The sequence below is a fragment of the Cyclobacterium sp. SOCE241 genome (assembly GCF_056867545.1).
The window spans coordinates 2,947,632-2,968,277 of the sequence record NZ_CP149779.1 but is presented as its reverse complement, the minus strand read 5'-3'; the positions used below and the strand labels follow the sequence as shown (position 1 = coordinate 2,968,277).

19 protein-coding genes are annotated in these 20,646 nt (G+C 35.1%); 18 read left to right on the top strand and 1 reads right to left on the bottom strand.

Going from position 1 to position 20,646, the window contains the following annotated elements; translation table 11 throughout:
* Positions 1–71 precede the first annotated feature (71 nt).
* The 18 genes from WG932_RS14800 to WG932_RS14715 all read left to right on the top strand — a co-directional run bounded on the left by WG932_RS14800 (position 72) and on the right by WG932_RS14715 (position 14,997).
* A complete protein-coding gene (locus WG932_RS14800; protein WP_483088477.1) occupies positions 72–1,121 on the top strand; it encodes a glycosyltransferase in 1,050 nt (349 codons plus the stop codon).
* A gap of 5 nt (positions 1,122–1,126) precedes the next feature.
* Entirely contained in the window at positions 1,127–2,392 is a 1,266-nt protein-coding gene (locus WG932_RS14795) for a hypothetical protein (RefSeq protein ID WP_149393932.1), read from the top strand.
* Positions 2,393–2,486: 94 nt separating this feature from the next.
* On the top strand, positions 2,487–2,984 hold the full coding sequence (locus WG932_RS14790) for a hypothetical protein (protein WP_483088476.1): 498 nt from the start codon (positions 2,487–2,489) through the stop codon (positions 2,982–2,984).
* The gene (locus tag WG932_RS14785) at positions 2,912–3,445 is read left to right on the top strand and encodes a hypothetical protein (RefSeq protein ID WP_483088475.1); all 534 of its coding nucleotides are present in this window, start codon (positions 2,912–2,914) and stop codon (positions 3,443–3,445) included. The genes WG932_RS14790 and WG932_RS14785 overlap by 73 nt, the downstream gene beginning before the upstream one ends.
* Positions 3,446–3,505: 60 nt before the next feature.
* The gene (locus WG932_RS14780; RefSeq protein WP_483088474.1) at positions 3,506–4,837 is read left to right on the top strand and encodes a glycosyltransferase; all 1,332 of its coding nucleotides are present in this window, start codon (positions 3,506–3,508) and stop codon (positions 4,835–4,837) included.
* Positions 4,838–5,172: 335 nt separating this feature from the next.
* Positions 5,173–5,844: a glycosyltransferase family protein gene (locus WG932_RS14775; protein ID WP_483088473.1), complete on the top strand. Its 672-nt coding sequence runs from the start codon at positions 5,173–5,175 to the stop codon at positions 5,842–5,844.
* A gap of 27 nt (positions 5,845–5,871) precedes the next feature.
* Entirely contained in the window at positions 5,872–7,344 is a 1,473-nt protein-coding gene (locus WG932_RS14770) for a zinc-dependent alcohol dehydrogenase (protein ID WP_483088472.1), read from the top strand.
* A gap of 2 nt (positions 7,345–7,346) precedes the next feature.
* Entirely contained in the window at positions 7,347–7,565 is a 219-nt protein-coding gene (locus WG932_RS14765; protein WP_483088471.1) for a hypothetical protein, read from the top strand.
* A 26-nt stretch (positions 7,566–7,591) separates the two neighbouring features.
* Positions 7,592–8,035, top strand: a complete 444-nt coding sequence (locus tag WG932_RS14760) for a Gfo/Idh/MocA family oxidoreductase (protein WP_483088470.1) — start codon at positions 7,592–7,594, stop codon at positions 8,033–8,035.
* Positions 8,036–8,274: 239 nt separating this feature from the next.
* The gene (locus WG932_RS14755) at positions 8,275–8,931 is read left to right on the top strand and encodes a hypothetical protein (RefSeq protein WP_483088469.1); all 657 of its coding nucleotides are present in this window, start codon (positions 8,275–8,277) and stop codon (positions 8,929–8,931) included.
* Complete coding sequence (locus WG932_RS14750) at positions 8,925–9,386, top strand: glycosyltransferase (RefSeq protein ID WP_483088468.1); 462 nt, start codon at positions 8,925–8,927, stop codon at positions 9,384–9,386. The genes WG932_RS14755 and WG932_RS14750 overlap by 7 nt, the downstream gene beginning before the upstream one ends.
* A 287-nt stretch (positions 9,387–9,673) precedes the next feature.
* Complete coding sequence (locus tag WG932_RS14745) at positions 9,674–10,855, top strand: glycoside hydrolase family protein (RefSeq protein WP_041934945.1); 1,182 nt, start codon at positions 9,674–9,676, stop codon at positions 10,853–10,855.
* A 151-nt stretch (positions 10,856–11,006) separates the two neighbouring features.
* Positions 11,007–11,714 carry a WecB/TagA/CpsF family glycosyltransferase gene (locus WG932_RS14740; protein WP_483088467.1) on the top strand — a complete coding sequence of 236 codons (708 nt, stop codon included), beginning with the start codon at positions 11,007–11,009 and terminating at the stop codon, positions 11,712–11,714.
* Between the two features lie 69 nt (positions 11,715–11,783).
* Entirely contained in the window at positions 11,784–12,839 is a 1,056-nt protein-coding gene (locus WG932_RS14735) for a glycosyltransferase family protein (protein ID WP_242067779.1), read from the top strand.
* A 70-nt stretch (positions 12,840–12,909) separates the two neighbouring features.
* Complete coding sequence (locus tag WG932_RS14730; protein ID WP_483088466.1) at positions 12,910–13,872, top strand: hypothetical protein; 963 nt, start codon at positions 12,910–12,912, stop codon at positions 13,870–13,872.
* A gap of 75 nt (positions 13,873–13,947) precedes the next feature.
* On the top strand, positions 13,948–14,103 hold the full coding sequence (locus tag WG932_RS14725) for a hypothetical protein (protein ID WP_483088465.1): 156 nt from the start codon (positions 13,948–13,950) through the stop codon (positions 14,101–14,103).
* A gap of 226 nt (positions 14,104–14,329) precedes the next feature.
* The gene (locus WG932_RS14720) at positions 14,330–14,713 is read left to right on the top strand and encodes a hypothetical protein (RefSeq protein WP_483088464.1); all 384 of its coding nucleotides are present in this window, start codon (positions 14,330–14,332) and stop codon (positions 14,711–14,713) included.
* 8 nt (positions 14,714–14,721) lie between these two features.
* On the top strand, positions 14,722–14,997 hold the full coding sequence (locus tag WG932_RS14715) for a glycosyltransferase (protein ID WP_483088463.1): 276 nt from the start codon (positions 14,722–14,724) through the stop codon (positions 14,995–14,997).
* A gap of 128 nt (positions 14,998–15,125) precedes the next feature.
* Here WG932_RS14715 and WG932_RS14710 read toward each other — a convergent pair whose 3' ends face one another.
* Positions 15,126–19,790: a malectin domain-containing carbohydrate-binding protein gene (locus tag WG932_RS14710; RefSeq protein WP_483088462.1), complete on the bottom strand. Its 4,665-nt coding sequence runs from the start codon at positions 19,788–19,790 to the stop codon at positions 15,126–15,128.
* Positions 19,791–20,646: the final 856 nt, after the last annotated feature.

Below are 20,646 nucleotides of genomic sequence, written 5' to 3'. Positions count from 1 at the left end.
CTTTAAATTCCAATGTTCATGGCGATCCAAAGATTCAAACCGTTGGTAAAAAAGGGGTCCTCATTAGAAAAGTGAATCAAAAAATCCAGGATTTCTATACAAGGAAAATTGATAAAAGTGCGGGAGGTTTCGCCCTATCCCTTTTTGGATCTGATGTGACTAATCACGAATGGATCATAAATGCTGATTTTATTTATGTTCACTGGATTCTTGGTGGTTTTATCAGTATTGATGGCTTGGAAAAAATAGCCAAATTGAATAAGCCGATGGTTTTGGTAATGCACGATATGTGGACCATTACCGGGGGCTGTTTTCACAGTTTCGATTGTCAAAAATTTTTAACTCACTGTGGAAACTGTCCCATGTTTCCTGAGAATAAGGAAAAGGACTTGTCTTTTAAACAGTTTGATGAGAAATTGAAATTTTATTCCGGCTACGATAATTTGTTTTTTGTTGCACCAAGTAAGTGGCTTTATAATCTTGCAAAAGGAGGCGCTTTGCTTAAGGATAAACCTGTATTTCGAATTCCAAATCCATTGGATACTAATCTTTTCAAGCCATTTGAAAAGAAAATTGCTAAAAAGATTTTAAACATTGACAAATACCAACATGTGATTTCTTTTGGTGCCAATAAAATTACAAGTCCCTATAAAGGGTGGAAATACCTAATGGATGCATTAAAAGACTTGAAAATGAATCATCCAAATCTTGATGTATGTCTTTTAATTTTTGGTAGTGGACCCAATAAAGAAATTCAAGAGTTCATTCCATTTCCATGTAAGTTTATGGGCTTCATTACTGATGATTATACCACCAATCTTGTTTATAATGCTTCCAATGTTTTTGTTGCCCCTTCATTAGCAGATAACTTACCCACTACCATTTTGGAAAGTTTGGCTTGTGGAACACCTGTGGTGGGATTTGATGTTGGAGGAATACCTGACATGATTTCCCACAAAAAAAATGGATACTTGGCCAAATATAAAGATGCAATGGATCTATCTGATGGTTTAAACTACTGCCTTTCGAATGAGCTAGAAGGGTACCTTTTGCCGGAGTTTCAAAAAGCTGAAGTGATTAATCAGCACATTAATCTTATGAATAAAGCCGCCAAGAATTAAGTTTAGTGGGAAAATTAGAGAAATATAATGCCTCATTGAAGCAGTTTTTGCAGTACGATAGGAACGAACTTATCGCAATGAATGTATTCTGGCTGGGATTTATTGCCTATATAGCTAGTTCAACAATACTTTCTACAAAGGAGATGCCCTTTATGTTGTTTCAGCCACTTCAAATGTTAGGATTGGTTGCAATTTTTTCTTCTAGTACTTATTTGGTTAAGCCTTATTTTGAATCGGAATATTTAAAAATATTTTTCTTTCTTTTTGCGTTTTGGGCATTAGTGATTCTTTTTAGAGGGTTTTCTTTTAATAAAGATGTTTTAAAATTAATCCTGTTGAACCCTTGGTTTGGGGGGATGTTTTATCTAGTTCCTCTAATTTTATTGTTTAGAAGAAGTTTTTTATTGTATAAAAAAATCTTCTCAGTCATTATTATTTTAAGTGTAATTTTTCTTTTATATAGTCTAATGTTCCGGGGAATATTAACAGAGGTAATTCCTGATGATAGAAATCGTAGTGTAGTTGAGTATTTCACTAAGTCCCTGGGTATTACAGCTTTGTTTATGCTGTTTACTCATATGTACCATTCTAAAACCAAGAATCTTATAGCATTTGTTACAGTTTTGGTTGTTTTGGTTTTGGGGGTGATTAGGGCGAGAAGAGGCGTCTTATTTATGGGGGTTCTTGGATTGCTTTTTGCAGGTTTCCTTTATTTTATAAGTGCTAAATCTAAACTAGTGTCCGGAACATTGCTTGTAGGTTTGCTTTTAACTGCCATCATTGGTGGAGTTTATGTGTTTCTAAATGTTGAGCTTGAAGCCTTGTATTATTTGCAGGATAGGGGAGTTACAGATACTCGTACGGGTATCGAAGTTTACTTTTACAAAGACATGCAAGGTTTAGATTGGGTGATCGGAAGAGGGATGCTTGGCGAGTATTATTGCCCTACTATGGAGTCAGGGAATTATAGAGGAACTGTGGAAACAGATTACCTAAACATGATTTTAAAAGGTGGAATCATTAACCTTATATTATTGCTAGTGATTATCGTTCCTGCCATTTTTTTAGGTTTATTTAATTCCAAAAACTATTTAACAAAGGCATTTGCTTTATGGATTTTATTTTGGCTTATAAATACCCACCCTTCTACAGTTCAGGTGTTTACGTTAAATTATATTCTGGTATGGTTAGGGGTAGGGGCATGTTATTCCTCATTTGTAAGAAATATTCCTGAAGAAGAGATGAAATCCTTTTTTAAACCAGTTGATTGATATAAGATTTTTAGAAAAAAAGATAGGCATCTATTATGAAAAATATAGCGATAGTTACCAAACCAAATTATTCAAGCCCAAGAATCTTGGCAAATTGCCTGCACAATTTTTCTCTAAAGAAGAGGGGATTCAATCTGAGGTGTTTTACAAACTTTTTGTTTTTAAGCGACTGTTGAGTTATTCTAAGGTTGCCAAGAATTACAACTACTTTATATGGAAAGGCTATCAATTGTTACATTATATTCAAGATCAACTGTTTCTGCGTAAATTGAAAAAGTATGATGCGGTTATAATTGTTGAATGCAGTCCCAAGGCATTTTTAAGTGATTCATTTGATTTTGTTAAGTTAAGAGATAAATTGAAGGGGGTGCCACTTATATTCCATGAGGTATATTATTTAGGGAATGCACCAACAATGGTTACTTATTTAAAAGAGGGGAAACACCATCAAGAAGATATTTTTGATTGGCATTTATCTGTTTCAGAAGTAACAGAGATTAGAAGTAAACCTAAAGCCCCTTGGAGTCAGGTTGGTTTACATTTGAAAAGTTCAGGGTTAGCTCCGGTCCAAAAAAGGAACACCTTGGTTTAATTGATTTTTACAGAGAAGGGTATGAGAAGGAACGAAATGAACAAATTAAAGCGCTTGAAGCAGTAGGGATACCCTATATTGAATTGTCTGGATCTTATACAATTGATGAGATTCGAGAAGTGTATAAAAAGGCTACCTTTTACTTTTTGCAATTTCCGGAGTCTTTTGGCTTGCCTATTGCAGAATGCTTAAGTTGTGGTGCCTATGTTTTTACGCCCGATACGTCGTGGGGAATGGCTTGGCGACAAGATGAAGAGGTAGAAATTCATGGGCCTGGTAAACTAGCAGATTGTTTTGTAGTGTATGATGGGCAGAAAGATCTGCAAAAGAAATTGAAAGAATACAAAGCTGAATACGATTTAGTAAAAACACCGGAGGAGTTTTTCAAAAATTCATTGACAACTATCCGGATTATTACTATGGAAATAAAGCAGGATTGGATCAGTTTGTCGACAAGTTGAAAAGGGGAGCATTCTAAATAAAGCAAAACCTACTTTTATTAATAATCAGTATATTATTATATGAATTTTCCAAAAGTTTTAATACTTAATCAACCATTTAATAACGTTTCAGGAGGAGGGATAACCTTGTCTAATTTATTCAAGGGTTGGGAGAAAGATCATCTTGCAGTGGTTTGTTTGGGCACTCTTTTTAATGATAAAACGAGGATAGATATTTGTGATCAATACTATCAACTCGGGGAAAAAGAACACATTTGGAAATTTCCTTTGAGCTTGATGAAAAGAAAGTATCCTTCAGGACCTATAAGAATAAATAAAGAAAAGAAAAATGTCCAAACGATCCAGAAGTCACCTTTTCGAGTGAAACTTCTCAAGGAATACATCACCCCTGCTTTAAATTGGTTGGGAGTAGCTGATTGGGCATCTACTATACAGCTATCCCCCGAATTAAAAAAATGGCTTGATGCATATAATCCGGATGTCATTTATGCCCAAGCCCAAAGGAGGGAAGCCATTATATTTTGTACGCTTGTCCAACGTTACCTAAACAAACCAATGGTATTCCATATGATGGATGATTGGTTGGAAGTTTTACCGGAATATGGTATGCTTGGTGGGTATTGGTACAAAGTAGTCGACCAAGAGTTTAGGGAAATGTTAGGTACTTGTGCCAGACATTTTAGTATAAGTGAGCCTATGGCTGAGGCTTATCAAAAAAGGTATGGTTATTCCTTTTCCACTTATCATAACCCCATAGAGCTTGATTTCTGGAGTAAGAGTCAGCGAAATAACTATGAATTTGGAGATAGTATCCAAATATTATATGCCGGTAGGATGGGCTTGGGAATACAGAGTTCTCTAGAGACTATGGCAAAATGTCTGGAGGAATTAAATAAAGAAAGCTCCACACCTATTGAATTGGTGCTTCAGGTAGGACAAAAGCCTGATTGGATAAATAAATACAGTTGTGTTATTCATCGTGGGTTCGTGCCTTATGAAGAACTACCAAATCGTTTTTCGGAAGCAGACATATTGTTTTTACCTTATGATTTTTCTCCTTCTGCAAATGCATTTATTAAGTATTCAATGCCTACCAAAGCATCAGAATATATGATTTGTGGAACACCGGTTTTAATATTTGCTCCTGAGGACACTGCCTTGGTTGCTTATGCCAAAGCCCATGAATGGGCTCAAGTAGTAACAAAAAATGAAGTACATGCTTTAAGCCATGGCTTGTTGGAATTAATCAACAAGAAGTCTTTGCGCGAAGCAATTTCAAAGGCTGCTATTAGAATAGCGGAGGAGAGACATGATGCAACAAAGGTAAGGAAAAGATTTAGGGACGAACTATCTAAGTTAGTCAATCAGGAAAACCAATTAAAACTATCTTAAAATGGCAGTTATTTTTTATATCCAAAGATAGATAAGGTGATTGGGTCACCCAACCCCTATATCTTCAACTTTCAAAAAGCATTGGCTAAAAATCATCATGTGGTAAATGCCAAGTCACCTAATCGTGGAATATTAAGTTTTTTACTCACTTCTTTAAAGCAGATTTATTTATCCTCAATTGGCCTGAAACCATTCCGGAGAAAAAGTTTGGTAGTGTTCAAAAAAAACTCTTCATGTTATTTTTAAAGTTGGCCAAAGCATATTCCAAAAAGGTTGTATGGATTTTGCATAACAAAGGTTCCCACCACAAGGGTGAGAATCCAGTGACAAAAAATATGTTTGATGTACTCATGGCACATTCAGACTACATTATTACCCATTCCTATGCTGGTAAAGATTTCGTTTCATCAGCTTATCCGAATTATATTTCTAAAGTACATGTTATTCCTCATCCGTTGACAGAAAAAATTGGGGAATACCGGAAAGGAGAGAAAAAATTTGATTTTCTTATTTGGGGAAGTATTTTTCCCTACAAGGGTATCGATGTGTTTTTAGATTACTTGCGGGAAACACCGGAACTTAAAAACACAAAAGTTTTAATAGTTGGAAAATGTTCTGATACAAAATATAAAAGTAAAATCCTTTCAATTTTGCCTGAAAATGCTGAATTTAAAGATGAATTGTTGAGCTTGGAAGAGATTGCAGCTTATTCTGTCCAAGCGAAATTTACTTTGTTTACTTATAAATCTCAAACAGTAATAAGCTCCGGCTCATTGATAGACAGCATACGCATGGGGGCCATTATTCTAGGGCCTGATCACGGGGCCTTTAGGGATATGAAAGATTTGGCATTTATGCACACATTCAAAAATTTTAATGAAATTCCCAAGATAATCTCTGAGTTCAATCCTAGAGATGAACAAATAGAAGGAGATAGAAACACTTTTATGAATCAAAACACCTGGGCCAATTTTGTAGAAAAAATTGGAAATATTACAGGTATTTAAACATTATTTAATTTATTCTTTAAAGCAATGAAACAAGTTATTCAAAATTTTAAAACTGGAGAGCTTTATGTAGATGAGGTTCCTGTTCCTGCGATTTCTGAAGGGATGGTATTGGTTGAAAACGAGTATTCACTAATAAGTGCCGGTACTGAAAGAAGTACCGTAAAAGTGGCCCAAGCAAGTTTGATAGGTAAGGCAAAGCAAAGGCCTGACTTAGTGGCCCAAGTGATTCAGAATATTAGGAAAGAAGGGTTTTCTGCTACCATGAGTAAAGTTAGAACCAAGCTTGATTCATTAAAGGCTTTGGGATACAGTACTTCCGGAAAGGTGATTGCCTCAATGGATAATAATGGGGCTTTTAAACCCGGTGATAGGGTGGCCTGTGCCGGTGCAGATTATGCATCTCATTCCGAAGTAATCTCTGTACCCCAAAACTTGGTAACTAAAATACCGGAGAATGTAAGTTCAGACGAGGCAGCTTTTACTACCTTAGGTGCAATTGCGCTTCAGGGTGTCAGACAAGCAGACCCTAAATTAGGTGAAAAAGTTTGTGTGATCGGTTTAGGCTTACTTGGCCAAATCACCGTTCAACTTTTAAAAGCCAACGGGTGTTCAGTTTTTGGAATAGATATGTCAGAAAAGCTGATAGAACTGGCAAAAGAATCAGGTGCAGGACAATCCATGCACAGAAATGATTCCAATTTAATTTCAGCCTGTGAGAATTTCACAAACGGGAGAGGTTTTGATTCCATAATTATAACAGCTGCTACACCAACAAATGATCCCATTGTGCTTTCTACTGAAATTGCACGAAAGAAGGGGAAAATTATTGTAGTGGGTGCAGTAAAGATGGAAATTCCCAGAGAGCCTTATTTCTATAAAAATGAGCTTGAACTTAAAATTTCATGTTCTTACGGGCCGGGAAGGTATGACGTAGATTATGAGGAACTGGGTAAAGATTACCCTTTTGCTTACGTACGCTGGACAGAGCAAAGGAATATGGAAGCTTTCTTGGACTTGATTGCTGCAAAAGCCATTAATATCAAGCCTTTGATCACCCATTTATTCGACATTGACGAGGCGGAGAAAGCCTATGATATTGTGATGGGAAAAGTACAAGAACCCCATATTGGAATATTGTTAAAATACCAAGAGTCTGCCTCTAAGCTTGAGTCCATAACCAAGGTAAATAATGAGCCTATCAAAGAGATCAATGCAGGTTTTATTGGTGCAGGGAGTTTTGCACAAAGTTATTTGATTCCAAATGTCAAATCCTGGGGAGGATCATTGGATGGCGTAGTAACCTCAAAGGGTATTACTGCCAAAAGTGTCTCAGACAAGTTTAAGTTTAATTTCTGCTCTTCTGATGGCAAGGACGTATTGAATAAAGAAGATATCAATACCATATTTATTGCGACTCCACATGTATCTCATGCTCCATATGTGATTGAAGGATTAAAATCCGGAAAAAATGTTTTTGTAGAAAAACCTTTGCAATGAACATGGAACAACTTAAAGAAGTGGTCCATGCAGAGAAGAAATCAGCGGATAAATTATTGATGGTAGGTTTCAACAGAAGATTTGCTCCTGTTTCTGTTGAGCTGAAGAAAGAGTTTATAAACACTGGAGAACCTCTGGTAATTAATATTAGAGTAAATGCTGGCTTTATACCGAAAGACCATTGGTCTCAGATCCCTGAAATCGGGGAGGCCGAATTGTAGGGGAAGTTTGTCATTTTATTGATTTAATGCAGTATTTTACAGATTCTGAACCTGTTAAGGTGTATGCTGACTCCATAAACACTTCTAATGAGCAAATCACTTCCGCCGATAATATGGCCGTAACTGTCAAGTTTAAAGATGGATCGGTTGGCAACTTAACCTATTTGGGTAATGGAGATAAATCTTTACCAAAGGAAAATATTGAAGTTTTTTCCGGAGGGAAAGTTGGAATTATACATGATTTTAGATCAGGAAGCCTTCATAAGGATAATAAATTGATTAAGCTGAAGTCTAGCGGAAAAGGTCATTTGGAAGAAGTACATCAATTTCTAGACCAGGTGAAGGCGGGTAAAGAAAGTCCAATTTCTTTTGAATCAATTTGCCTTACAACGCTTACTACATTTAAAATCTTGGACAGTCTCTCCACAGGTATGCCTCAAGAGATAAGCCTTGAAGAAATACTGTCCTAAATGTTTTAGGATTACTAAAGTGAATCATTCTATTTTGACCAATAGTTTTTTCATTTTAAGTGGTATAGTTAATGAAAACAAATTATAGGGTGTGTTCCAAAGTATTGGAATACATCCTTAAGTTTAGTTTCTAACTTATAAAAATGAGATAGCTTTAAAATTAACCCTATCACCCTATCGTGAAAGTTTTTTTCGAAATTTTGATTGAAGGGAAATACTGAAAAGGCAGCAAAAATTTTTTGAACGAATTTGAAAATTTACTGATGGAATTTATTGTTTATACCAATACTGAATGGGATGGACCACCTAGAGCGAGACACCAATTATCTCATGCTTTGGCTAAAAGGTTCAAAGTGACTTTTGTCGCAGCTAACACTATAGGGTTACCGGGCTTAAAATGTGAAAAAGTTAATGGGAATTTTGAATTGCTTACACCTTCCTTTCCATCCAGTTTTAGGTTAAGATACCGAATGCCTGGTTTGAATGAAGCCTACCAGGTTTGGTTGTACGAAAAGCTTAAAAAACATTTTGAAGGCAAGGAGGTTGTGTTTATTTGCACAGATTTTGGCGGATATTTGGTCGGTAAATATTTTGATAAATTTATTTACATGGCCAATGATGATTTTATCAACAATGTCAAAGTTCCGGGATGGATGAAGGCTTATACAACTTTTACACAATCAAGGCTTGTAAAAACTGCTACATTTAATTTGGCCACTGCACAAAAACTGGTGAATGACTTTGCGGAAATTAATCCCAAGTCCTATGAATTACCTTTAGGAGCTCCTGAGTTTTCAAAAGTTGATATCACTCAATTATCCCTAAATAGGGAGGATGAAAAAGTTAAGGTGGTATTGCTGGGCTTTATTGATAAGAAAAAACGCCGCTCGTGCTAATCAATAAAATACTAGAAATTGAGAATGTAGAATTACATTTGATCGGTCCGATCAAGGATGATTTTCTAAACCATCTTTCAAAAGAAGAAAAAGTAAAGGCTCATGGAGTCTTGACTGGAGATCCTTTAAGCTCGAAGTTATCAGAAATGGATGTGGCGATTGCTCCCTACTACATGGATGACCCTAATACAGGGAGGACACCTAATAAATTGTGGCAGTATTTAGCCACCGGGATACCAGCGGTAATAACAAATCTGCCGAATGTAAGACATTGGGAGTTTCCTGAGAAAACAGTATACAAAGCTAATAATGATGATGAATTTGTGTCCTTTATCAAACAGGCTTATAAGGATAATACAATAGAATTGATGAAAGAAAGAATTAGCATAGCCGCTAATAATTCTTGGAGCAAAAGAGTAGATCAACTTTTGGCTTATATTAAAGAGCTTTATTAAATGATTGAAAGGGCTAGGCTAATAGTGATTTAATTTTAAAAGATTCGATTAGTTGACCCTTTTTGCCAATGGTTTTTATTGATTTGGATGACTTCTCATTTGGGTATCTACTTTAGTTTGTCTAAAAATGGGTTTCAAGAATCAAGAAGAATTTGTAATCAATTAAGGTCTATAAGTTTATGCTGTTTAGGGCCTTGTGTTTTCACTAAAAAACAAATTTTGTCTTGGGGAATATATTCGCTAGATAATGAGCAAATAAAAATGAACGCTACCGAAAAAAAAATACAATGAGTGAACCTATTGATTTTTTCAACTCCTTTGAACAATTGGCTGCCTTTTGTTCTCAAGAGGAGTATAAGGGATATGATCCTTATGATAGTTTAAACAGTAAGCTGTTTCAAGCAGTTCCATTACTTTCTAAATCTCGAATTGCGAAACTTGCTTGGACACAATTCTTTAAAAGGGCACCTTTTAATTTAAGGCCTTTAGTGGGAGTACCAAAAGAGTATAACCCTAAGGCATTGGGTTTATTTCTAACAAGTTATTGTAATTTGTATGAAATTGATGCACAATCTGATTATTTGGATCAAATCAATTTTTTTGGTGATAGAATATTGGAGCTTCAATCCAAAGGATGGAGCGGAAGCTGCTGGGGGTATAATTTTGACTGGCAGGCAAGGGCATTTTTCCAGCCTAAATATACACCGACTGTTGTTGCTACCACTTTTATAGCTTGCGCGTTACTGGATGCATTTGAAATTACCAAAAGGGAAGCGTTTTTCAAAGCGGCAAGAAGTGCTTGTGATTTTGTGTTAAAAGATTTGTATCGCACCTACGATGATAAAGGAAATTTTTCATTTTCCTATTCTCCATTAGATAAAAGTGTTGTGTTTAATGCCTCACTTTTGGGTGCCCGTTTATTAAGCCGAGTATATTCCATTTCTGGTGAAAAGGAACTGTATGAAGAAGCAAAGAAATCAGTCACTTTTGCATGTGGCTACCAACAAGAAAATGGTGCTTGGAGTTATGGTACTCTACCTTTTCACCAGTGGATTGATAATTTTCATACAGGATACAACCTAGAATGTTTGTCAGATTTTGCTCGGTACACCGGTGATCATTCATTTGACAGTTGTATGAATAAGGGATTTGATTATTATATTCAAACATTTTTCACTGCGGAAGGAATTTCAAAATACTATAATAATAGCACATACCCTGTTGATATTCATGCACCTACTCAGTTGCTAATTACCTTGGATAAGTTAGGTCAGTATGAGAAATACAAAGAAATGGCCACTAAAGTCATGGGATGGACAATAGAGAATATGCAATCATCCCAAGGGTATTTTTATTATCAAATAAATAAGCATTTTACATCAAAAATTCCTTACATGCGCTGGGCCCAAGCCTGGATGTTTCTTTCTTTTACCGTATTGTTTAAAAATGAAAGGAGTCTTTACAGGTGAGGTAGTGATGGTAATTGATTATCCATATACCATATTTTTATAGTAAACCCAGAGTAATTCAATTAATAGATTGTTTAGATTATAAAAACTTAAGTCTGATGAAAGAGGTAAAAAGAATTAGTATTTGTAATGTCCCTGTAGACCTTTAACGATGGATGAAACAGTTGCATTGATAGATCAAAGCATCAGGAGAAAAGAAAATTTACATCATGTTGTAGTGAATGCAGCCAAACTAGTAAATGCCCAAAAGGATCCTGAATTAAAAGCATCAATAGTTGAGTGTGATATTATTAATGCAGATGGTCAATCCATTGTTTGGGCAGCAAAATTTCTTAAGGAGTATTTGCCGGAAAGAGTTGCTGGCATAGACCTAATGGATAATTTAGTTGCTCTGGCCGCTAGGGAAAATTACAAGATATTTTTTCTTGGAGCCAAAGAAGATGTTGTAAATAAAGTGGTAAAAATTTATTCAGACAAATATTCACCTGAGATTATTGCAGGTTATAGGAATGGCTATTTTGGTAAAGAAGAAGAGTTAGGAATTGCTAAGCAGATTAGGGATTCCAAAGCAGATATTTTATTTGTGGCCATGAGTTCTCCAAAAAAAGAAATTTTCCTAAATAAATACAAGGATGTAATGAATGTGCCCTTTATTATGGGAGTTGGAGGTAGCTTTGATGTGGTCTCAGGTAAGGTAAAAAGGGCTCCGGTATGGATGCAAAATATTTGCCTAGAATGGTTTTATCGTACCATGCAAGAACCTGGGCGAATGTGGAAGCGCTATCTTACAACTAATATTGCCTTTGTGAAATTACTTGTCACGGAACGGTTTTTTCCTACAAATAAAAGCAAAACCTAGTATAACCTAACCATCGAGCTATTGAAAGTCAAGGAAAAACCAAGATTGCTTTTAGTCAATAATTATAACATGGAAAAGGCCTATCATCTTTGGGAAAAGGGTGAAAGTGGAAGTCATCATGTTTGGGGAAAAGTAGAGTTGGAAAAAAGAGGAAAAGTGGAAGTTGAAATATTTCCACATGAAAAATACCGCATTCTAAATAAAATTGGCAATGTTTTTAAAGTTAAACACCTTGACCAACAATTGAGAATATTGTTTTATGGGAAGCATTATGATATTTTATATGCTCCCTATTCTTTGTCCAATACCAGGTTATTGATTGTATTGAAACTATTAGGTATTTACAGAAAACCTATTTTAGTAACCATACACCAGCCATTTATGAAGACAAATTCTACGAATAAATTTTATAGGTGGTTAAGTAAAAAGTTTTTATTTCAATACGATGGAATCATTTTTCTAAGTGAAAAGCTAAAAGAGATTGCAGTAAAATCATTAAACATAACAGACAAAGATCAATTGGACAGAATTGATACCGCCCAATGGGGGCCTGATACTAAGTTTTATAATAAAATAACGAACAAAGAAGGGGATAAATTAAATTATTTTATTAGTGCAGGTCATACCTCAAGGGATTATGTCACGTTAATTGAGGCTTTTAAAAAGATGGAACATCAGCTTAAAATATTTTGTACACCAAAATCTAAACCTCAAGTAGATTCGCTTCCTCCAAATGTGAGCATTAATGCTTCTTTTATTCCATATGAGCAATTGCTCAAATTTTATAAAGAGTCGATTGCCATATTGATTCCTTTAAAATATCCTCTAGTTCAAGAAGGGTGTCAAGGGATGACGAGTTTACAAGATGTGGTTGCTTTAGGGAAACCAACTGTTATTACTGAAAACCCATGCATTAATATTGATGCCGCCAAAGAAGGTTTTGGCATAACTGTTGGCAAAGGTGATGTTCAGGGTTGGATTGATGCCGTTGAACTAATAGCAAATGATAAGGCAGTTTTCCAAAGGATGAGTGATCAAGCAAAGGCTGTGTATAAAGGAAAATTCAATGCTGAATTATTTGGAGAAAAATTGGAGAAGGCTGTTCTCAAAATTCCTTTAAGATAGTTATATTGGGATATTGTTTGAAGCCTAGAATCTATTTAACATTTTTAATTAGTAAACAGAAATTTAAGGTATGAAATTGTTTGGTTTAACCAATGTTTCAATTGAGGACAAGTCAGATTATCGATTTGAGGAGTTGAATGAATCTAGGTTTATAAAAAATGTGATAGAGGAATTAAAGGGACTTCTTTTAGAAAGATTTGATGAATTTGAATTTTTTATTTATTCAAATCATCGGGTGAATAAAAGAACTCCGGATTTAGGAACTGACATTATGCCGCCTAGTGGGGATTATAAGTCCGATAAAAAGAAAATTCTTCTTTATTTTTCAGATGAAAGGGGTTTGGACCCCAGTTGTTTTTCCGATAAATATTTTGCGGTTTTTAAGTCCTATATTGGTATGAAAGCTGTGGCGAAGAACGTTTTTCCGCTGGCATTGGGCTATGTAAATGCAGTTCCTGAATTGCCCAATAAGCCAATTAAGGATCGGAAATACAATGTTTTTTTTAGAGGGAATTTAAATATGAATAGAATTAATTTCTATCGTGTATTTTCAAAATTAGGCTTTTTGTTGCCTTCAGAAAGATTATTGACCCATGATTATTATAGAAAGTTTCTGTTGAAGTTAAAAAGTGATTTCAGTTCATTTTTCCCAAAATCAATCCTGATTTTTAACAATGGCTTTAAAGCAGGTTTTACTCCGGAGAAATATGGAGAAGTACTTGCTGATTCAAAAATAGTATTGTGCCCCAAGGGTTTCTTTATGACAGAGTGTTTCAGGCATTTTGAAGCAATGAGAGCTGGCTGTGTCATTATTTCAGAGCCTTTGCCTGACACTCCATTTTATAAAAACTCCCCACTTATTCAAATAAAAGATTGGAATGAAGGATGTAAGGTAGTTAGTGAGTTATTGCATGACCAAAATAAACTTGAAGAAATTCATAGGAAAACCCTTGATTGGTGGAAAGAAAAGTGTTCCGAAAAGGCTACTGCCCAATATATAGTAGAAAATATTAACAAACTGGAAATCAATTAGTAGGCTGCGATATATGAAGGGGAAAATTAAAATTCTTTTGATAAACTCTTATTCCTTTGAAAAAATATTTGACAATTGAAAAATGGAATAAATCCCAGTCATTATTTGATGGGAAAAGTTGAATTAGAAAAATCTGGAGAGTTTCAGGTTGATATTCTCCCCATCAAAAATACAACTGGCTGGATACATTGGGAAAGTTTATTAAAATTCCATTTCTTGATCAGCAAGTAAGAGCATTGTCAATGATAAAGAATTATGACCTTGTGTATATGCCTTATCCGATCTCAATTAGTAAGTTATTCACGCTTTTAAAAATTTTCGGCTTGCTTAAGATTCCTGTAGTAGGCTTAGCCCATCAAAATTTTATTTATTATAAAAACAAAAATTCAATTTTGAATAAACTGGGAGTAAAGCACCTCCGACAAATAGATGCCTTTGCTTTTTTTCTAAAAATTTGATGCTAAAAACCCAAAAGGACCTAAAATACAATCAATTTGAAAAAGAGAATAAATGTTTCTCCGTGAGTTGGGGAGCTGATGTGGATTTTTATAAAAATATAAAAACGATAAAGAAAAAGGATGATTTACCCTATGCCGTTTGTGCAGGTACAGCGGACAGAGATTATGACATACTTATCAAAGCTTTTGAAAATATTCCGATTAACCTAAAAATTTATTGTACACCTAATACAATCCCTGCCTCTACTCATCTACCACCCAATGTTACTGTTGATACTTCCTGGGTGCCCTATGATCAGTTATTAGAAGAATATGTTAATTCTTCATTTATCATCATCCCCTTAAAAGAAGAAATCAGAAAAAAGGGAATACCTACGGACTAACTGTTTTATTGGATGCCATGGCTGTTGGTAAGCCGGTGCTGATGACCCAACATTCGTTTTTAGATATTGATATTGAAAACGAACAAATCGGGCTTTGGGTATATGACAACACTCCTGAAGGTTGGAATAAAAAACTTTTGCAAATGGTAGGAGAGGAAACTGATCTTGAGGCTATGGGAAAAAAAGCAAAACAACTTCATTTGCAAAAGTATAACATTCAAAATTTTGCAAACCAAATGGCAGAGGTATTCAAGACCGTGCTCAAGCGCAAACATAAAGGATAAATAGTTAGACTATAAATTATCAGTGAAAATATCAACTTTCTTACACCTTCATTCGGAGGTGTTTTTTTATAAAAATAGGGCACCTGAATAGTCAGAGGCCCTATTTTTTTGTAAGATGATTATTAAATCTACGGATTAACGATTAGTCGTTGTTTGTTGATGATTGTTTGTTCATTGCTTATGCTAACAAGATAGATGCCTTGAGATAGATTCTCAAGTGGTACATTGAATTGATTGTTAGACGTTTTGATGCTTTCCAAATCAAAATGACTTACCAATTGGCCATTCATATTGTGAATGATGACTCTACCTTGACCAATCTCAGTATTCAGCTCAAGAGTTGCTCGCCCTTTAGCAGGATTAGGGAAGATTCGTATTTCATCCGTACTGCTTATTTCTGTTTCAATATCCATTTCTTTGTAGCCCCTGTTATACATTTCCTTATATCCTCTGTTAAAGGATTCTTGAGCAGTTCTCAAATTGGCAGCTATTTCAGTACTTTTCGCAGCATTTCCTATAATGGCAATTCCAGATATACTTGCATTATTTACCTTGGCATCCATTTCCAAAATTAATTCACCATCTGAAACGATTATATTTTCAAAGGAAAGCATGGTGGGTGCATTGTTGTTTTCAACAAATAAATCAAAATCACTTTTCAATACATCGCCTTGTATAGATATATCGTAAACCCTTTTTCCGGCTTGAGCCGCACTTCCGGCATGCCCAAACCAGAGCTCATGATGCATAGTAAAGACAGTGTAGGTTCCATTTGGTACAGGAATAGTATATTTCAAATTTTTCCCACTTCTCTCTGTTTGAAAAAGCGCGCCGACATTGGTTATCTCATTTTTATAACTGTTTGTACCGTCATTGTAGAATCTTTCTGTACTGGTCTCCGCCAGATATGTAATCCCATTTAAGGTAGCATTTGAATTGTCACCGGTATTTAAAAAGAAAAGATGCTCCGATTCGGTAGATTGATTTATTTCTTCTGATTCTTTAATAATAGAAATACCAGAAATTGACGCATTATTGGAACTGGCAATCAAGCTTAGGTCCAAAGCCCCGTCTACTACTTTAATACCTTCAAAAGTAAGGATTGTCTGTTGGTTATTGTTATAGGAAAAGATGTCAAAATTTTCCATGACCAAATTATCCTCCAGAAATATGTCGAATACTCTTTTACCTATTCTAGCAGTTGAACCACCTTTACCGAAGTATAACTCATTGTGGTAAGTTTTAACAGTATAGGTTCCATTCTCAACAGGTATTAAGAAATCCAATGTGGCAGCGTATCTTTCAGCTTGAAAGATTTTGTCGTTGCTTGCGCTTGAATTCGTTGAAGTATTAGATTTTGAGGTTTTGATATAATCTGTTCCAGTCTCAAAGACTGTATTCTGGAAAGTGACTGCATCTTTATAACTTGTATTAAGATGGATGGCCATTTCTGCTGGTTTGTCTGAAGAATCGGGGACTTCTACAGAAGGTATTTCAATTATTGCTGATCCTACAGGAACAATAGCTATTCCGGAAATCAAACTGTTATTTGATGATGCATTCAATTCAAGATCTAATACTCCGTCAGTAATCTCAATTGATTTAAAAGTTAATTCAGTTTCTTGGTTTTTGCTTTCAAGAAAAATATCAAAGTCTTTCTTTACAATGTTTCCTTCAATTGAAATGTCAAATACCCTTAGTCCGGCTCTTTCATATTTTCCATCGTTACCAAAATACATTTCGTTGTGGTAAGTACTGATGTTATAGACGCCATTTTCCAAAGGAATTTCAAATTTGAGGTTTTTGTTGAACATCTCAGTTTGAAAAATTACTTCATCACTTCCTGATGCTTTGGTCGCCACATTCACTCCCGTTGATTTGATGAATTCTTTGTTTATCGCCTCGAATTCTAGGTCTTCATAGGTGACTGTACCATTGTAGCCAACGTGGTAATAAACACCCTCTGTTGCTACTTCTGATACATTATCAACAGGAATTTTTTCATCTACTTCAATCACTTTGTTTTTAACCGTAAATGCTATTTCTGTAGATGTACTTACATTTCCTTCTTTGTCGGTAACAGTAGCCCAAACATAGTTTTCTCCGGCTGGAATTTCTGTGATAATGGCCTGGTAAGGTAGTTCGTCACAAGTACCGACCAACTTTAATCCACAATAAAAATCTACTTTTTCGATATGACTGTCTAGATTGCTGATTTCACTATTCAAGGTAACATCATCACCTTCAGTTATCTCTGAAATATCTTCTTGAATAGCCAATTTGATTTCAGGGGTTTTAGTTTCTTCAATTTTTTCCTCAGAATCAAATTCTGTAGCTATTCGGATAAGTACTACTGAACCATAAGCCGGAATGGTTACCTTTCCCGAAAATTTCTCCAATTTGGCGTTCACGTACTCACCAGGTAAAGCTATAGTCTTGCTGTTTTTAGTAGGATTGTATTCAAATAAAATTTCTTCATCAGGATTAATAAAGGATGCCTCTACTTCCACAAACTCCAAGTCATCTAGCCAATAGGAAAAGTTCTCTTCAGTAGAAGTGATCAAAAGTGATACATCATCCACATCTGCATATGGGGAAACAAGTACCTCAAAACCATCGAGACTAGTGTTTATTTCAAAGGTAGTCATGGCAGATAATTTTTCCCATGGAGTACCAGTGTACCTTAAGTAAGTCGATATGTTCCCTACTTTATTGGCTAAAGCATTGAATTTTAATAAATAGGTTTTGTCTTTCTTTAATTGACCCAATACAATCTTTACGGCACTTGATCCTGAACCGGTAACTTTAAGCGCTCCACCGTTAGTTTTACTGTTTTCTTCCCACTGTTGTTTGCAGTTGCTACAATATACATCGCTTACATTTTGGTCGAAAGAAGAATTGGCATAAAGACTAGATCCAATTTTTTTACTTATCGTATAAGTAGAAATTTCTACAGAATTGCTTTTAGAGTTTTTGTCTTTACCAAACTTGCTGCTCCATTGTTCCAGGTTGTCTATGGCCGCTACTTTTTGACTATTCTTGGTGTATTCATTTTCAATACTAAACTCATCCCCAAGTGGTCTGAAAAAGTAGTTTTTGTCAAAACTACCAAGGGATTCAATGTCATTTTTGTATGTTTTGATAGAGTAAGAATTTTGATCGGAGGTTTTTGCAAAAAACTGGTTATTGACAATGTTAAGGTTTCTTGTATCTTCTCCTATTACGCTATTTCCAATTGTTAAAGCAGAATGTGAATTGAAAAAAGTATTGTTTGAGACAAGGATATTGTTTGCATTGGACATTTTCAAACCAGAATTTTCAGTATTTCCAATGGTGTTGCCTGTGATTTCAATATTGTTTGAATTGTCGTCTAGGAAGATGCCTTCAGCCAATGGTTTGTAGTTAACCCCTTTGTCGGGAGTTCCTCCCTTACTTCCTATACTATTGACTACGATATTACCTTCAATTTTTCGGCCCTTATAACCTTGATACTGAACGCCACCGAACGTGTAAATCCCTCCACCGTCACCTTTAATCTGGCAGAAAGTGTCCACAAAATTATTTTTGACTACTGTATAGTTGCCATTAAACTGTATACCGTTAAACCCTGAGTTTACGATGGAATTGTTTTGTACCAAAATATTCTCTCCATAAGCAAATAAACCTATTCCAGCGGCATCTTCATTTTGTGTTCTACCGGCGATTAATGCTGTTTTTGTAATCTCATTGTCTCTGACAATTGCATTATCATTGCCATACCTTAAGTACATGCCGTTATTATAAGTGTTGTGGACGATGTTTCTTTCTACCAACAAATCCACTACTTCTAAGGCAAGAATGCCGTTTTCTCCTGAAAAGTTAATTTCAGAATCAATGATTTTAATGTTGTTTCCTCCTTCTAATTTGATGGTGCTTTTGTTAGCACCTTTAAAATTGATGTTTTCAATTGTAATATAAGCATCTCTATAATCTTTAATAAGTAAATTGTCTAGAGTGCTAACCTCTACCTTAAAAGAAGAAGGATTACTGTTCCCGAAGTAAATATTTATTTTTTTTGTTGAAGGGTTGAAATACCATTCTCCAAAGGCATCAAGGGTTTTTATATGGTTTTGAATGAAAAAACCGTAATCTTTTTGAGCAGTATAAGCACTGATGTTTCCATTGTAACGAATTTGATTTCCGCTATGCGACGATATTTGGTGAGTATCGATGATCCATTGGTTCTTTTTAATTACTACTTCTCCTCCGTTCCAAGTAGAAGATCCACCTAATTCGTTACTTGAAAGCAAATAGTTACCACTTACATCGTCAATATTCAAATAGCCTTCATTTTCATTATCACTGTTAGGGTACCTTCCCAACTCATGGCTCTCTCCATTGATCAAGAGCACCTGAACAGTATTGGTATTGATAGATGAATTGCTTTCATAAATACCGTTGCCTATAGCCTTCCATCCACTAATAGTTTTCAAAGAAGTGATGACTGGCTTAGCACCAGAGCCATAAGCTCCTATTTTTATTGGCATGCTAGAAGACCCTGATGCACTGATATGCAGGGTACCATAGAAAGTTTCGCCTCTATTGAATAAAATTGCATCTCCTGGCTTAAGGTAATTGAAAAGGGAATTGACTTTATCAATTGATTTCCATGGGGTAGCAGGGTTTTGTGCTTCAGTTAAAGAACGATTGTCATTTCCTTTTTCCTGAGAAACATAATAATTGGCCGCAAAAATAGTTGAAAGTGGAGTTGCCAAAAAAATCAGAAAGGAAATGGAGAAAAGTAACGCTTTCATGGTAATGTAGTTTTAAGTTAATATTCTTATCGTTTTCACAAGAGGCTGTTTAATTTTGCTGCTTGTTAATTTTGTCCTACTTTTTTTGATTTACGAAGTCTCAAAATAGTATTTTGATTAAAAGAATCTTGTTTTTTGATTTTCGTATATATCAAAATGAAATTCTAAAAATGAATATCATTTCAATAATAAAAAGTATAAAATTTTATTTTGCAAACCTTAGGGCATGGTGAAGTCCCCGAGTATAGTGCTGGGTAATTGAATTATTTCAATAGGTGAAAAGTATATTGCTTTTGGCAAGCTGAATTTTGTTGGTGATCTAAAAAATAGGGCCTAAAAATTTTTTTTAATTTTTTTTACTTTTTAATTAATTTTTAATGTATTCAAATAATTTGATGATTTATTTAAAATTATACTGATTCAATGGATGTGAAGTATAAGAAGTTAGGTAAGGAGATGATGGTAGGATAAAATTTTAAAAAAGAGATTCAAGCAATTGTAGGGGTGTAACTTATTAGTTTTGAGCAAGTAAAGGGTGGGGTTGGTAATGCCTTTCTCGGATTAAAAAGCCTGAACACTGCAGGTTACAGCCTATGATTGGTCTAAGTTATAAGGTAAATCAAGTAGCTTCGTGATTGAGTGCTTGGGGCCAAACAGATCTATTAATGTTGTTTTGTGTCGATTGCCCTATGAATTTTTAACCAATAAGGATCATGTCCATTATTAACTACCGTGGTGGATAGGTATCGAAATGGATTCTAAATCTATAATAATATAGGCTGATTGGTGCTTGGCGAGCATTATAATGGTAGGCGTTCTTCCTTTCGTGAGGGGAGAAGAGAGGAAATCATTTAGG